The following is a 15269-nucleotide window of genomic DNA, read 5'->3' as shown; positions in this document are numbered from 1 at the left end:
ACCGTCCCGTCGTCCGCCGGTCCCGCGCGGGTCATCCGTCGCCCGCAGCGTTGCCGTCGTGAGAGTCATCGTCGTAGGAGCCGGCGTGGTGGGAACCATGCACGCCTGGCACGCAGTGGAACGCGGCCACGAGGTCGTACAGATCGAGCGCGAGAGCGAGGCCCGCGGGGCGTCGCTGCGCAACTTCGGACAGATATGGGTGAGCGGCCGGGCGGGCGGCGAGGAGCTCGACACCGCCCTGCGCGCCCGCGAACTGTGGGAGGACATCGGCGCGCGGGTCCCCGGCCTCGGCTTCCGGGCCAACGGCTCCCTGACCCTCGTACGCGACGCACGCGAGCGCGCCGTCGCCGAGGCCGCGCTGGCCAGGCCCGACGCCGCCGCCCGCGGCTACAAGCTGCTCGGCGCCGACGAGGCCCGCGCCCTCAACCCGGCCCTGCGCGGCGACTTCGTCGCGGGCCTGTGGTGCGAGCGGGACGCGGCGGTGGAACCCCGTACCGCCCAACTCAGGCTGCGCGAGGCGCTGCTGGCCTCCCCGCGCTACACGTTCCTGCCGGGGCGCGAGGTCCGCGAGGTCGTCGGGGAGCGCGGTGTCCGCGACGACCACGGCGACGTGCACACCGGCGACGCCGTCGTCCTCGCCACCGGCGCCTGGCTCGGCGGCCTCGTCCGCGAACTGGCCGGGCCCGGCCTGCCGGTGCGCCGCGTCCGGCTCCAGATGATGCAGACCGAACCGCTCGGCGAGCCGCTCACCACCTCCGTCGCCGACGCCGACAGCTTCCGCTACTACCCCGCCTACCGCTCGCCCGCGCTCGACGAGCTCACCGCGCACCAGCCGCAGACCCCCACCGCCGCCGCGCACAAGATGCAGCTGCTCATGGTGCAGCGCGCGGACGGCGGCCTGACCATCGGCGACACCCACGAGTACGAGCACCCCTTCGCCTTCGACACCGACGAGGCCCCCTACGACCACCTCACCGAGGTCGTCGAGGGCTTCCTCGGCCGCCCGCTGCCGAGGATCCGGCGCCGCTGGGCCGGGGTGTACGCGCAGTGCGCCGACACGAGCCGGGTCGTGCACCGGCAGCAGGTGCGCGAGGGCGTGTGGCTGGTGACCGGGCCCGGGGGGCGCGGCATGACCTGCTCGCCCGCCATCGCCGAGAAGACCGCGAACGAGCTGGGATGGTGAACGGGTTGACCACGAAGCACACCGGCCGTATCCGCCTTGTCGTCCTCGACATGGCCGGGACCACCGTCGCCGACGGCGGCCTCGTCGAGCAGGCCTTCGCCGCCGCCGCGCGCGAGCTCGGCGTCGAGCCGGACTCCGCGGACCACGCCGCGAAGCTGGAGTACGTGCGCGCCACCATGGGCGAGTCCAAGATCTCCGTCTTCCGGCACCTGTTCGGCGACGAGGCGCGCGCCCAGCAGGCCAACACGGCCTTCGAGAAGGCGTACGGGACGCTCGTCGACGGCGGCCGCATCGCGCCCGTGCCCGGAGCGCGCGAGGCCGTGGAGGAGCTCACGCAGGACGGGCGGACCGTCGTCCTGACCACCGGCTTCGCCCGCGTCACCCAGGACGCCATCCTCGACGCGCTGGGCTGGCGGGACCTGGTCGGACTGACCCTGTGCCCCGCCGACGCCGGCGGCCGCGGCCGGCCCTACCCGGACATGGTGCTCAGCGCGTTCCTGCGCACCGGCGCCGCGGACGGCGTCCAGGACGTCGCGGTCGCGGGCGACACGGCGTACGACATGCGCAGCGGCGTACGGGCGGGTGCCTCGGTGGTCGCCGGGGTGCTGACCGGCGCGCACGGCGCCACCGCGCTCCGCGAGGCCGGCGCCACCCATGTGCTCGGTTCGGTCGCCGAACTCCCCGCCGTCCTGCGCGGAGTCGGCTGATGGGCAGCGGCATCCGCTTCGACCGGGTCAGTGTCGCCTACGGCGGCACCACCGTCCTCGACTCCCTCGACCTGACCGTGGAGCCGGGCGAGGTGATGGCCCTGCTCGGGCCCTCCGGGTCCGGCAAGACCACCGCGCTGCGGACCGTCGCCGGGTTCGTGCGGCCCGCCTCGGGGCGGGTGTTCATCGGGGACCGCGACGTCACCGCGCTGCCGCCGCACCGGCGCGGCATCGGCATGGTCGTCCAGAGTTACGCGCTCTTCCCGCACATGCGGGTCGCGGACAACGTCGCCTTCGGCATGAAGGCGCGCAAGACCGCCAGGTCCGAGATTCCCGGGCGGGTCGCGGAGGCGCTGGAGATGACCGGGATGGCGGCGTACGCGAAGCGGTATCCGCGCGAGCTGTCCGGCGGGCAGCAGCAGCGGGTCGCCATCGCGCGGGCGCTCGCCGTCCGGCCCGGCGTGCTGCTGCTCGACGAGCCGCTGTCCGCGCTCGACGCGCAGCTGCGGTCGGGGATGCTGGCGGAACTGGCCCGGCTGCACCGGGAGTTGCCGGACGTCTCCATCCTGTACGTCACCCATGACCAGGTGGAGGCGCTCACCCTGGCCGACCGGATCGCCGTGATGGACCGGGCGCGGCTGCGGGACTGCGGGACGCCCCAGGAGTTGTACCGGGCGCCCCGGACGGAGTTCACGGCGTCCTTCGTGGGCAACGCGAACCTCCTGCCGGTGACGGTGGGTTCGGGGGGTGTGTCCTTCGGCGGGGCCGAGCTCGAGGTCGACACGGGGGGCGTGGCCGCCGGGGTGACGGCCACGTTGTGCGTGCGGCCGCACCTCGTGGGGCTCGGGGAGGGCCCGAACCCCCTGCGGGGAGAGGTGGTCGAGGTGCAGTGGCGGGGGGCCACGCACCGGCTGTACGTCGAGGTCGGCGGAGAGCGGATCAAGGCGGACGTCCGGGAGCTGCGGACCCCGCCGGCTCTCGGTGCGACGGTGACCCTGCACTTCGCGCCCGAGGACGCGGTGCTGCTCTCCGCAGGGGTGACCGATGCGTAGTCCCGCCGAGCGCCTCGCGAAAAGCGCCCCGGCACCGGGGACCGTGCCCGCCCCGGCAAAGGCCCCACCGGCCGCCGGCGGAACCGGGGGACGCGTCCGCAAGGTGCCCGCCTTCCTCTGGGCCCTTCCCCCCGCCGCCCTGCTCGGGCTCTTCTTCCTCTACCCGCTCGCGCTCGTCGTGCGGCAGTCCGTGCGGCCCGACACCGGGGGCACCTCGTTCGAGCCCTACGCCGACGTCTTCGGCTCCGAGGCGTTCCGGGAGGCGCTCGGGACGACGGTGTGGCTGGCCGTCGGGGCGACCGCGGGATGCCTCGTGCTCGGCTTCGCGCTCGCGCTGATCATCGCCTTCGTGCCGTTTCCCGGCGCCAAGGCCGTCTCCCGGTTCATCGACGTCTTCCTCTCCTTTCCGTCCTTCCTGATCACCCTCGCCCTGCTGTTCCTCTACGGGACGAAGGGCATGGCCAACGGGGTGTGGACGGACGCCACCGGCGCCACCGAGGGGCCGTTCCAGTTCCTGACCACCCCGTGGGGCGTGTTGCTCGCCGAGATCACGTACTTCACGCCCTTCGTGATGCGCCCCCTGCTCGCCGCGTTCTCGCAGATCGACACGGCCCAGCTGGAGGTGGCGTCCGGTCTCGGGGCGCGGCCCGCCCGGATCGTGCGCCGGGTGATCCTGCCCGAGGCGCTGCCCGCGCTCGCCGCCGGCGGCAGTCTCGTCCTCGTCATGTGCCTGAACGAGTTCGGCATCGTCCTCTTCACCGGCGCCAAGGGCGTCACGACGCTGCCGATGCTCGTGTACGGCAAGGCCATCCTGGAGTCCGACTACCCGGCGGCCTGTGTGGTGGCCGTCGTCAACATCCTGATCTCCGTGGGCCTTTACGGCCTCTACCGGGTGGTGAGCCGTCGTGCTGGTGCATAGCCGCAAGGCGAGGTGGGCCACCTGGGCGCTCTTCGCCGTCCTCTTCCTGCCGCTCTTCGCGCTGCCGCTGCTCGTGATCCTCACGGCGTCGCTCGCGGAGCACTGGTCGGGGGCGTTCCCCTCCGGCTTCACCGGAGAGCACTACGCCTCGGCCACCCGCGGGGAGTCCCTGGAGGCCCTCACCACCAGCCTGGTGACCGCGGTGAGCAGCAGCCTGCTCGCGCTGGCCGTCGGCACCTGGGCCGCGCTCGCCGCCGCCTCCCTGAAGAAGGGCGGCAAGAGGTTCCTCGACGCACTGTTCATGCTGCCCGTCGCCGTGCCGTCGGTGGTCGTCGGCCTCGCGGTCCTCGTCGCGTTCTCCGAGCCGCCCATCATCCTCAACGGCACCCGGTGGATCGTCGTCCTCGCGCACACCCTGCTCGTCACGGCCTTCGCCCACCAGTCCGTCTCGGCCGCCCTCGTGCGGCTCGACCCGGTGTACGAGCAGGCCGCCGCGTCACTGGGCGCCCGGCCCTCGTACGTCCTGTGGAAGGTGAAGCTGCCGCTGCTCCTGCCGTCCCTGACCGCGGCCGCCGGGCTCTGCTTCGCGCTCTCCATGGGCGAGTTGAGCGCCACGATGATGCTCTACCCACCGGACTGGGTGCCGCTGCCCGTGCGGATCTACGCGGCCACCGACCGCGGCTCCACCTTCACCGGCGCCGCCGTCGCGGTGGTCCTCATGGCCGCCACCCTGCTCGTGCTCCTCGCCGTCTCCCGCATCCGCACCCGCGCCTCCTACCGCTGAACCGCCCGCCCCCGCACGGACCTTCACGTCATCAAGGAGTACGAAACGTCATGTCCCGCCTCACCCGCGTCCACCCCGCCCGCACGATCGCCGCCGTCACCGGCGCCCTCGTCCTCGCCGGCTCCCTCACCGCGTGCGGCGGCAGCTCCGCCGCCTCCGACGACAAGGTCGTCACCGTCTACAGCGCCGACGGCCTCAAGGGTGAGAAGGGTGACGGCTGGTACGACCGCGTCTTCGAGGACTTCCGCAAGCAGACCGGCATCAAGGTCAACTACGTCGAGGGCGGCTCCGGCGAGATGGTGCAGCGCGCCGTCCGCGAGAAGTCCCACACCCAGGCCGACGTCCTGATCACCCTGCCGCCCTTCATCCAACAGGCGGGTGAAAAGGGACTGTTGAAGAAGTACGAGCCCGAGGGGGCACAGGAGGTCGGCGCCGCCGACAAGGCCGCAGACGGCACCTGGACCTCCGTGGTGAAGAACTACTTCGGCTTCATCTACAACAAGAAGGAGCTCCCCGGCGGCAAGGCGCCGAAGACCTGGGAGGACCTCACCGAGGGCACGTACAAGGACAAGGTGCAGTACTCCACGCCCGGCGTCGCGGGCGACGGCACCGCCGTGCTCATCAAGGCCATGCACGACTTCGGCGGCAAGAAGCCGGCGATGGAGTACCTGGCGAAGCTGCAGACCAACAACGTCGGCCCGTCCGCCTCCACCGGCAAGCTCGCGCCCAAGGTCGACAAGGGCGAACTCCTCGCCGCCAACGGTGACGTCCAGATGAACCACGCGCAGTCCAAGGACATGCCGAACCTCGGCATCTGGTTCCCCGCCACCGCGAAGAACCCCGACCAGCCCACCACCTTCGCGCTGCCCTACGCGGCCGGGCTCGTCTCCAAGGCCCCGCACGAGGCCAACGCCAGGAAGTTCCTCGACTTCCTGCTCGGGAGGCAGGCGCAGCGACAGGTCAGCGAGATCGGCGGCGGCTTCCCGGCCCGCGAGGACGTCAAGCCCACCGACGCCAACGCCATCGCCCTCGACAAGATCGTCGACGGCGTGGAGATCTTCCGGCCGGACTGGCGGGACGTCGCCGAGAACCTGCCGTCGTACGTGGCGGACTGGAAGTCGGCGACCGGTAGCTGAGAGTTCACCGCCGTGACCCTGGCCCCAGCGGTTCGGTAGCGAAAGGATAACGGGTATGGACCCAACGCCCCTGGTTCTCCGGGGGTGTTGGCGTGCGCCGCCCTCCCCACCCCCGATTCCGGAGGATCACGTGTCGTCAGGTATCTCCCGCCGCTCGCTGCTCGTCTCCGCCGCCGCCCTCGCGGCCTCGGCGGGCCCCCTGGCCGCCGTCGCACAGGCTGCGGCCAAGACCCCGAAGGTCCTGGTCATAGGGCTCGACGGCGCCCTGCTCAACAGAATCAAGGACGCGCGGACCCCCACCCTGAAGGGCCTGATGAGCGCGGGCCTCACGGCCCCGAGCGCCCTGTACTCGGCCCCCCTCGCGCCCACCTCGTCGGGCCCCGGCTGGTCCACGCTCATCACCGGCGTCTGGCCCGACAAGCACCGGGTCGTGAACAACGACTTCACCGGCCACCAGCTGGCGAGGTACCCGGACTTCATGACCCGGATCGAGGCGGTCAGGCCCGGCCTGCGGACCTACGCCGTCGCCTCCTGGAACCCCATCACCGACATCGTCTTCTCCGCGAAGGTCGACGCCCGCGTCTCCACACCGGCCGCCGAGTACGACACCGGCACCACCGCCCGCGCCGTCGCCGAGCTCGAGAACGGCGACCCTGCCGCGGTCTTCGTCCAGCTCGACAACGTCGACCACGCGGGCCACAGCAGCGGCGCCGCGAGCCAGGCCTACCTCGACGCGCTGCACGGCGTCGACACCCAGACCGGCCGGATCCTCGCGGCTGTCACCTCCCGTGCCACGTACGACGACGAGGACTGGCTCGTCATGATCACCGCCGACCACGGGCACACCGACGCGGGCGGCCACGGCGGCTCCAGCTGGCCCGAACGGCAGACCTTCCTGATCGCCACCGGCCCCACGATCACCGCGGGCTCGGTCCGCCACGACATCCGGATGCCCGACGTCGCCGCCTCCGCCCTCGCCCACCTCGGCATCGCCATCGCCCCCGCCTGGCAGCTGGACGGCCGCCCTCTCCAGCAGCCGCGCCCCGACGCCTTCGACGCCCTGCGCGCCCGGCTGACCGGACCGGTCGACGAGAGCGGCGTCGGCCCCGGCGTCCTCGGCTTCACGCACACCCCGCCGGACGGCTGGAGCGTCGACAACAGCAGGATGGGTGGCGGCGGCGTCACCGAGTGGCGCGGCTGGTCCTTCACGACGGACGAGTTCTGGACGAAGGCCGCCCGCGACCAGCAGCGCGAGAACAACATCCGCGCCCGCGGCGTCTTCGCGGTCGCCGACGGCGACGAGTGGGCCGACAAGACGTTCACCGGCACCTTCGACTCGACCCTCGTCAGCCCGCCCTACGACGTGACGGGCGGCACGGACGCGACGCTCGCCTACACCACGTACTACCGCCAAGAGGCCCCGCAGAAGGGCGAGGTGCTCGTCTCCTACGACGGCGGCGCCCCGGTCACGGTCAGGACCTACACGGTGGACACCCCGTCCGTCGTCGAGCACATCACCCTGCGCGTCCCGGCCGGCGCCCGCACGGCCCGGGTCCGCTTCCGTTACACCGGCGGCAACAACTGGTACTGGGCCGTCGACGGCGTACAGATCACGCCCTCCTGACCCGGTCCAAGATCGCGGCTTCCTGATTAGGCTGAGGGGCGTCGGCACAGCGCTGTCCCGGCGCCCCTCAGTTACCCCGCATCGACGCAGAACGCAGGAGTGCACCCCATGGCAGAGCGCAAGCCCATCGAATCGTGGCTCACCGACATGGACGGCGTGCTCATCCACGAGGGGGTGCCGATCCCCGGCGCCGACGCCTTCGTCAAGAAGCTCCGCGACTCCGGCAAGCCCTTCCTCGTGCTGACGAACAACTCCATCTACACCGCGCGCGACCTCCAGGCCCGCCTCGCCCGCATGGGCCTGGACGTGCCCGTGGAGAACATCTGGACCTCCGCGCTCGCCACCGCCAAGTTCCTCGACGACCAGCGCCCCGGCGGCACCGCGTACGTCATCGGCGAGGCCGGCCTCACCACCGCCCTGCACGACATCGGATACGTCCTCACCGACCACGCCCCGGACTACGTGGTGCTCGGTGAGACCCGCACGTACTCCTTCGAGGCCATGACCAAGGCCGTCCGGCTCATCAACGGCGGCGCCCGCTTCATCTGCACCAACCCCGACGAGACCGGCCCCTCCACCGAGGGCCCGCTGCCCGCGACCGGCGCCGTCGCCGCGCTGATCACCAAGGCGACCGGCAAGACCCCCTACTTCGCCGGCAAGCCCAACCCGCTGATGATGCGGACCGGCCTGAACGCCATCGGGGCGCACTCGGAGACCAGCGCGATGATCGGCGACCGCATGGACACCGATGTCCTGGCCGGTCTGGAGGCCGGGATGGAGACGTTCCTGGTGCTCACCGGGCTCACCACCCGGGCCGACATCGACAAGTACCCCTTCCGCCCGTCCACCGTCGTGAACTCCATCGCGGACCTCGTGGACCGCATCTGACCTGCGGCTGAGCCTCCGGAGCCGCCCCCGGCGGCCGGTTTCGAGATGCGAAGGCGCGCCCCGCGCGTGAACCTCGTATCAGGAGGTTCACGATGCGTATATGTTCCCTTGCTGTCCGTGCGGCCGGGGTGGCCGTCGCCCTGGCGGCCGCCCTGCCCGCCACCGCGGCGCTGGCCCACGACGAGGGCTCCGTGAGGGCCACCGTCATACCGTCCAGCAGCGCGCCCGGCGCCACCGTGGAGGTGAGCGTCACGGGCTGTGACGGCACGACCGGGTCGGCCGGGTCGGGGGCCTTCGAGGGGGACGCCAGGCTCACCGGCCGCGACGGCGGCAGGTACGCGCTCAATGGCACCGCCACCATCCGGCACGGCGTCTCCGGCACGTACGACGTCACCGTCACCTGTGACGGCCACCCGCACCAGGGCGCCGGCAGGGTCCAGGTGACCGGGGGCCACCACCAGGAGGGGGGCCACCACCAAGAGGGGGGCCACCACCAGGACGGGGGTCACCACCAGGAACCCGTCTCGCCGGTGCGCGCCGGGGGCGGCGGCGCCGCGGAGCGGGTCCACACCGCCACGTCCGCCGACGCCCAGGAGGCGGGGCCGGGCACCCGGCACGCCGTGGTCGGCCTGGTCCTCGCCGGGGTCGCGGCCGTGGCCGTCGCGATCCGCAGCGTCCGCAAGCGCCGCTCCGAGTGACGGGCCGGGTGCTGTGGTGTCCAGCGGTGAACACAACGCAGGCTCGGGACGGCTGCTGACCGGTGTGGCGTGGGCCGTCCTCCTGGTCGGTCTTTCGCTCTGGGGGAGCGGCATCACCGATCTGCCCGGCGGGCTCTCCGGACCCGCCACCGGCGACGTGGCCGCGGTCGGCCGCCCGCTCGGCGTCGAACTCCCCTCCGCGCACCGGCCGTTGCCGCCCGCGCGCCCGCTGCGCGTCGACGTCCCGTCGCTGAAGGTGCGGGCCCCGGTGTCGGCCCGCGGCCTGGACGCGGAAGGAGCGATCGACCCGCCCCCCTTCTCCGAGGCCGACTCGGTCGGCTGGTACGGCGGCGGCACCCGTCCCGGCGCCCCGGGCGTGGCCCTCGTCGTCGGCCACGTCGACACCGAGACCGAGCCCGCCGTCTTCTACGACCTCAGCGCGCTGCGTCCCGGTGAGAAGGTCGAGGTGACCCGCGACGACGGCACCGTCGCCGAGTTCACCGTGGACGACGTACGGGTCGTCACCCGCGCCCGCTTCGACGCGAAGAAGGCGTACGGGCACCACGAGGCGGGCCGCGCGGAGCTGCGCCTGATCACCTGCGGCGGCACCTTCGACAAGGCGGCCCGCACCTACACGGCGAACGTGATCGTCTCGGCGTACCTCACGGGCGTACGGCAGTGACGTACGGACAGGGGCCGGGCCTGCTCGGCGGCACCCGGTCCGGTCGGCGGCCCGCTCCCCCCGGAGTCGCCGACCGGACCGGTCCTCGACCGCGCGCGCACGAGCTGCGGGAGTAACCCGGCGTCGGCGCGGGAGGTCCTGGACCATTCCGGCACACGGAATGGCGTCGGCAGGCCGGGGGCTCGGGCCTGTGACCGACTGTAGAACGAACCGGCGGCTGGGCCTAGGGGGCGATCGAGTCACCACAGGAGTCGCGACCGCCTCCGCAGCACCGTGCGACGCACCGCGCCGACACCGCCGTAACAGCTCTCCTACAGGTCTTCGTGCAGTCCGGACGGCCCTCGTGGGCAGGGGATACGTATGTCAGGATTGACAAACGGACTGTGCACCGAGGGGGAGTGGATGTACCGCAAGGACACCGGCCGCGGACAGAATTTCGCGGTCAGGGGGATGCGGGCGGGAGCGGCACTCGCCGGGGCGGCGCTGCTCATGGCGGGCTGTTCCTCCGGTGACGCGGACGACGGTGCGTCGAGCCCTCCGGTGAGGCAACAGCCCAAGGACAAGGACCCGTTCTGGGTCAACCCGGACGGCAGGGCGGCGAAGCAGGCCGCCTCGTACGCCGAGGACGGCAAGAAGGACGAGGCCGGCCGGATCCGGAAGATCGCCGAACAGCCCGTCGCCGAATGGCTGCTCCCGGAGAACGCCGAGGAGCAGGCGCGCGGCTTCACCGAGGCCGCCGACCAGGCCGACCGGGACGCCCTGTTGGTCCTCTACAACATCCCGCACCGCGACTGCGGCCAGTACTCGGGCGGCGGCGCCGCCGACGGCAACGCCTACCGCGCCTTCGTCGACCAGGTGGCCAAGGGCATCGGCGATCGCCACGCCACGGTGATCCTGGAGCCCGACGCGGTGCTCCACATGGTCGACAAGTGCACGCCGGAGCAGTTCCACGAGGAGCGCTACGACCTCCTCAACGGCGCCATCGGCAAACTCAAGTCCCTGAAGAACACCAAGGTGTACCTGGACGCGGGCAACGCGGGCTGGAAGAACCCCGACTCGCTCTGGGAGCCCCTGAAGCGGTCCGGCGTCGAGCAGGCCGACGGCTTCTCGGTGAACGTGTCCAACTTCCAGACCACCGAGGCCAGCACGGAGTTCGGGAAGAGGCTCTCCGCGAAGATCGGCAACAAGCCGTTCGTCGTCGACACGGGCCGCAACGGCAACGGCCCCTACACCAAGGGCAAGGACCCCTGGTGCAACCCGCCGGGCCGGGCGCTCGGCGAGACGCCGACGACGAAGACGTCCGACCCGCTCGTCGACGCGTATCTGTGGGTCAAGCGGCCCGGCGAGTCCGACGGCACGTGCCGGGGCGGCCCGAAGGCGGGCGAGTGGTGGCCGGAGTACGCGCTGGGCCTGGCGAAGGCGTCCCGCTAGGGGCGCCCGGAGGGCGCTTCAGGGGCGCGGGGAACTGCGCGCTCAGCACACGAAAAGCCGCAGACGCATCTGCCGGGACCCGGCAAACGCGTCTGCGGCTTTCTGGTTGGTTGCTCGCGCAGTTCCCCGCGCCCCTGAACGCCCCTCCGGGGCGACCTAGGGCACCCGCACCCACTGCGCCTTGCTGGGCGTGCCCTTGTCGTTTGTCACAAAGAGCATGTACCAACCGGACTCCACCAGGCTGCGGTTGGTCGGAACCGTCACAGAGACATCGTCCCCGCTCTTCTTCAGGTCGAGCGCGATCGACGTCTGGTCGATGTCCGTGACGTGTGTGGACGCGCTCGGCCTGATCAGCCGGGCCGACTTGACGGACGAGGCGTGCTCGACGGGGAACGTCCCCGTGCCGCCCCGCCGGATCGTCTCCGGGCCCTTGCCGAGCTCCGGCCGCGAGCCGTGGTAGAGGTAGGGCGGCGTGTAGATCTCGATGCGCTGCTCGAAGACGCCCGGCTTGGTGTCGGCGGCGTCGGCGTAGAGCGAGTCCGAGCCGAAGAACATCACGCGGCCGTCGGGCAGCAGGATCGAACCGGAGTGGTAGTTGCGGCCCACCTCCGGGTCGGCGACCCGCTTCATCTCACCGGTCTTCGCGTCGTAGATGCGCGCCTGGTGGATGTTGGAGGCGCCGCGGCCGCGGTAGTCCTCGGAACCGCCGGAGATCAGCACGGTGTCGTCGGGCAGCGTGGATATCTGCGGGTAGCGCGTGCCCTTCTCCAGCTCGGGGCCGTCCGCGAACATCGGCTTCTCGGCCTTGAGGTCGACGATGCGGGTCTTGTCGCTGGACTCCTTGGACTCGCCGACGCCGCCGCCGCCGACCACCATGTACTTCTGGTCCTGGGCGGGCGGCAGTTCGACCGTGCCGGAGGTCTCCATGAGCGCGCTGTCGCTCAGGCCCGGAATGCCCTGCCACTTGTTGGTCCTCAGGTTCCAGATGCCGGGCTTGCGGCCGACGTCGGCGGGGCCGTACCCCGCGTTGGAACCGGAGTAGAAGAGCCGGCCGTCGGCCATCTGGAAGATCGCCGGATAGGTCGGGAACTGCCGGATGCCCTTGGTGTACGTCCACTTCCTGGTCTTCGGGTCGTACACCTCGTTCTTGCCCGGCACCAGCTGGCCGATCTCGTCGAGGCCGGAGGTGGAGAGGATCTTGCCGTCGGTGAGCGTGGTCAGCGTGGGGTACCAGCGCGCCTCGTTCATCGGGTCGACCTTGATGTACCGCTCGGCGACCGGATCGAACTCGAAGGCGTCCTTGATCCCCTGGAAGTCCTTCTTGTCCAGGGCGAGTTTCTGCGCCATGCCGTAGACGTTGCGGGTGTCGGCGCCCTTCAGGCCCTGGATGCGGTAGTTGTCCTGGGTGCCCGTCTCGTGCTTCGCGCCGCTCTCGGACGCCTCCACGTAGACCCGGCCGAGGCCCGGCTCGGTGCGCTGGAACGCACCGGTCCGCGGGTCGAAGACCTTCTTCGCCTTCTCGACGAGGATGTTGTCCTTGGAGACGAACGTCTTGCCGTTCTTCTTGCCGGTGAACTTGGTGCCCGCCGGGATCGTCTTCGGCTCGTCCGGGTCCTCGTTGTGCACGATCATCAGGCCGCCGGCCTTGGTGATGTCGCCCTTCAGCTTCTCGTAGCGCTGCGTGCCGCCCGCGATCAGCAGATTGCCGTTGCCCAGCTGGGTGTGGCCGGTGCAGAACAGGTCGGTGGGCGTCGGGATCTTCTTGATGGTGTTCTTGACCGGGTCCCACAGCCGGGTGTCGAACTTCTTCTTGTCGAAGTTCTTCTGGTTGTTGCCCGACCCGGCGACCAGCAGCACCTTGCCGGTGTGCAGCAGGGCCGCGTGGATGGTGTTCTGGCGGTACTCCTCAGGGAAGTCGATGACGTCCCAGTGGCCGTTGTCCGCCTTGTACTCCGGCTTGTTGATCTTGTAGTCGTGGTACTTCTCGGAGCCCACGCGCCACAGCCACGGTCCGTTCATCCCCGCCAGCGCGAGGACGACCGCCGCGCCTATCGCGATGCGGCGGGCGCGGCGGCGGCTGGAACGGTCTTTCATTTCTTACGTCCCCCAAGGGAAATCTGCATGGTCTGGTCGGGCGCTCCGGCCCAGTCGGGCTTCTGGTCGGGGGTGTGCGGCGCGGCGTGCCGCGGGGCGTACTGCGGCGGGCCGGAACTCCCTGCGGCCCCGGGCGGCTTCGGCTTCTTCTCCTGCCGCATGCCGTACCGCCAGGCGAAGATCGGCGCCGCCGTGACCAGCAGGGCGAAGGTGGCCCAGGTGATCATCGCGGGGTGGGAGTGCCCGTACACGAAGGAGGCGGCCATCGAGGCGGCGAAGACCAGGATGAAGAAGAGGTGGATGCGGAAGGTCCCGAACAGCGTGTCCGGACTCGCCGAGTCGCCCTTGGGGGTCACCACGAACTTGCTCTTGCGGCGCAGCGCGGCGTCCAGGAGCGAGCGGGCGTAGATCGGCGCCGAGAGGGCCGACATCACCATGCCCGCCACACCGCCGGAGCCCTCCGGCTCGTGCGGCGAGACGTTGTGCCTGCGGTTCCAGATGTACAGGCCGATCTGCAGCGCCGAGGCGTTGCCGTACAGCATCAGCCAGATGGTCGGGTCGATGTTCACGCCGGACGCGCCGAGACCCAGGAACAACGCGCAGCTCAGCGCCGCGAGGATCCAGTTCATGGCGGACATCGGGTAGAAGATGACCATCATCGTGTAGTTGAAGAGACGGCCCGGGGGCAGCGAGAACGGTGCCTTCCAGAACTGCTTGAGGATCGTCTCGTACGTACCGCGGGACCAGCGCAGCTGCTGGGTGAAGAAGTCCGTCCAGGCGTTGGGGCCCTCGCCGACCGCGAGCACGTCCGGGGTGTAGACCGACTTCCACTTCTTGCCGGTCACCGGGTTGGTGGCGCGGTGGATCTCGAAGCCGGTCGCCATGTCCTCGGTGATCGAGTCGTACAGGCCGCCGATCTGCTTCAGGGCCTTGATGCGCACCGCGTTGGAGGTGCCGACGAACATGGGGGCGCCGTAGGCGTTGCCGGCCCGCTGGATCAGAGCGTGGAAGAGGAACTGCTGGGACTCGGCGGCCTTGGTGACGAAGTTGTCGTAGTTGCCGTAGACCTGCGGGCCGATGACGAAGCCGACGTTCTCGTCGCGGAAGAAGCCGAGCATCCGCTCCAGGTAGTTCGGCATCGGGACGTGGTCGGTGTCGACGGAGGCGAAGTAGTCGTAGTCGTCGCCGTGCGCGTCCAGCCAGGCGTTGTAGTTGCCGTGCTTGGTCTTGGCGCGGTGCGGGCCCTTGGCCATGTTCCACTTCGCCACGCCCTTGCGGGAGAAGTGGTGGACGCCGAGCCGCCGGCAGACCTCCTTGACCTCGGGGTCGTCACCCTCGTCGAGGAGCCAGACGTGCATCAGGCCGCGGTGCCGGATCCTGACCGCGGCCTCCAGCGTCTTCGTCACCATCTCGATCGGCTCCTTGCCGGGCACGAACGAGGTGAGGAAGGCGACCCTGGTACCGGTCTCGGGGACCACGGGTATCGGATCGCGGGCGACGAGCGTGGCGTGCGCGTTGGAGAGCACGTTCATGCAGCGGAAGAACTCGATCAGGCCGATGGATATGAGCATGACGACGTCGAGGGCCGGCAGCCAGTCGTGGGCGACGTAGTCCCGCTTCGTCCAGTGCTCGGGCTGCAGCAGCCAGCCGAGCAGCACCAGCGAGAGCAGCGGCGCCGCGCCCAGCATCAGCGCGGCCCGGACCTTGTGCGGTTCCTGGGAGAGCAGCGAGCGGTAGCGCACGGTGTACGGCTTGGCCGGGTCGGGCTGCGTCAGCGGTCCCGCGAGTCTGCTGTAGTGCTCGTAGTCGTACCGCGGCAGGCTCTTCCTGATTCTGCGGAAGCCGCCCGTCCGGTGCGACGGCACCCGGAGCTGGGTCGTCTCTGACGGGTCGTTCTGCCGCGCGCCCGCCGGCGTCGACGTCATGGGTCATCCCCCCGCACGCGGTCCCCCGCGTGTTCGTAGGTCGTTCCGTCCGCTCGGGTGGGTCCCCTCGGCCGCGCGGACGTATTCAGTGGCGGACCACCGTCTCCTTAGACATGGAACGGTGTCCTTCCGGTTGCATGATGCCC

At 70.9% G+C, this 15269-nt stretch carries 13 protein-coding genes; 11 read left to right on the top strand and 2 right to left on the bottom strand.

Annotated features, from left to right (window positions below; genetic code table 11):
• Positions 1–58 precede the first annotated feature (58 nt).
• The 11 genes from ACZ6B8_RS03465 to ACZ6B8_RS03415 all read left to right on the top strand — a co-directional run bounded on the left by ACZ6B8_RS03465 (position 59) and on the right by ACZ6B8_RS03415 (position 11104).
• Positions 59–1183, top strand: coding sequence for a TIGR03364 family FAD-dependent oxidoreductase (locus tag ACZ6B8_RS03465; protein WP_471606145.1), 1125 nt, complete (start codon positions 59–61; stop codon positions 1181–1183).
• A gap of 5 nt (positions 1184–1188) precedes the next feature.
• The gene (locus tag ACZ6B8_RS03460; RefSeq protein WP_471089054.1) at positions 1189–1890 is read left to right on the top strand and encodes a phosphonatase-like hydrolase; all 702 of its coding nucleotides are present in this window, start codon (positions 1189–1191) and stop codon (positions 1888–1890) included.
• Positions 1890–2942, top strand: a complete 1053-nt coding sequence (locus ACZ6B8_RS03455; protein WP_471606144.1) for an ABC transporter ATP-binding protein — start codon at positions 1890–1892, stop codon at positions 2940–2942. The genes ACZ6B8_RS03460 and ACZ6B8_RS03455 overlap by 1 nt, the downstream gene beginning before the upstream one ends.
• Positions 2935–3861 carry a 2-aminoethylphosphonate ABC transporter permease subunit gene (locus ACZ6B8_RS03450; RefSeq protein WP_471606143.1) on the top strand — a complete coding sequence of 309 codons (927 nt, stop codon included), beginning with the start codon at positions 2935–2937 and terminating at the stop codon, positions 3859–3861. Before ACZ6B8_RS03455 ends, ACZ6B8_RS03450 begins: the two co-directional genes overlap by 8 nt.
• Complete coding sequence (locus tag ACZ6B8_RS03445) at positions 3848–4645, top strand: ABC transporter permease (RefSeq protein ID WP_471089060.1); 798 nt, start codon at positions 3848–3850, stop codon at positions 4643–4645. The genes ACZ6B8_RS03450 and ACZ6B8_RS03445 overlap by 14 nt, the downstream gene beginning before the upstream one ends.
• A gap of 50 nt (positions 4646–4695) precedes the next feature.
• Positions 4696–5781, top strand: a complete 1086-nt coding sequence (locus ACZ6B8_RS03440) for a 2-aminoethylphosphonate ABC transporter substrate-binding protein (protein ID WP_471606142.1) — start codon at positions 4696–4698, stop codon at positions 5779–5781.
• A 130-nt stretch (positions 5782–5911) separates the two neighbouring features.
• Positions 5912–7405: an alkaline phosphatase family protein gene (locus tag ACZ6B8_RS03435; RefSeq protein WP_471606141.1), complete on the top strand. Its 1494-nt coding sequence runs from the start codon at positions 5912–5914 to the stop codon at positions 7403–7405.
• A gap of 108 nt (positions 7406–7513) precedes the next feature.
• Positions 7514–8293, top strand: a complete 780-nt coding sequence (locus ACZ6B8_RS03430) for an HAD-IIA family hydrolase (RefSeq protein ID WP_471606140.1) — start codon at positions 7514–7516, stop codon at positions 8291–8293.
• Between the two features lie 92 nt (positions 8294–8385).
• A complete protein-coding gene (locus ACZ6B8_RS03425; protein WP_471606139.1) occupies positions 8386–8991 on the top strand; it encodes a hypothetical protein in 606 nt (201 codons plus the stop codon).
• A 16-nt stretch (positions 8992–9007) separates the two neighbouring features.
• Positions 9008–9673: a class F sortase gene (locus ACZ6B8_RS03420; RefSeq protein WP_471606138.1), complete on the top strand. Its 666-nt coding sequence runs from the start codon at positions 9008–9010 to the stop codon at positions 9671–9673.
• A 402-nt stretch (positions 9674–10075) separates the two neighbouring features.
• The gene (locus tag ACZ6B8_RS03415) at positions 10076–11104 is read left to right on the top strand and encodes a glycoside hydrolase family 6 protein (protein ID WP_471089206.1); all 1029 of its coding nucleotides are present in this window, start codon (positions 10076–10078) and stop codon (positions 11102–11104) included.
• 156 nt (positions 11105–11260) lie between these two features.
• On the opposite strand, the gene glxA is transcribed toward ACZ6B8_RS03415, so the two are convergent.
• Together glxA and ACZ6B8_RS03405 are read right to left on the bottom strand one after the other, a co-directional pair.
• Positions 11261–13198, bottom strand: a complete 1938-nt coding sequence (gene glxA / locus ACZ6B8_RS03410) for a radical copper oxidase GlxA (RefSeq protein ID WP_471606137.1) — start codon at positions 13196–13198, stop codon at positions 11261–11263.
• Positions 13195–15123 carry a glycosyltransferase family 2 protein gene (locus ACZ6B8_RS03405; RefSeq protein WP_471606136.1) on the bottom strand — a complete coding sequence of 643 codons (1929 nt, stop codon included), beginning with the start codon at positions 15121–15123 and terminating at the stop codon, positions 13195–13197. Before ACZ6B8_RS03405 ends, glxA begins: the two co-directional genes overlap by 4 nt.
• Positions 15124–15269 lie beyond the last annotated feature (146 nt).

This window comes from Streptomyces sp. NPDC041122 (assembly GCF_055592445.1).
This window is presented reverse-complemented; position numbering and strand designations above follow the sequence as displayed.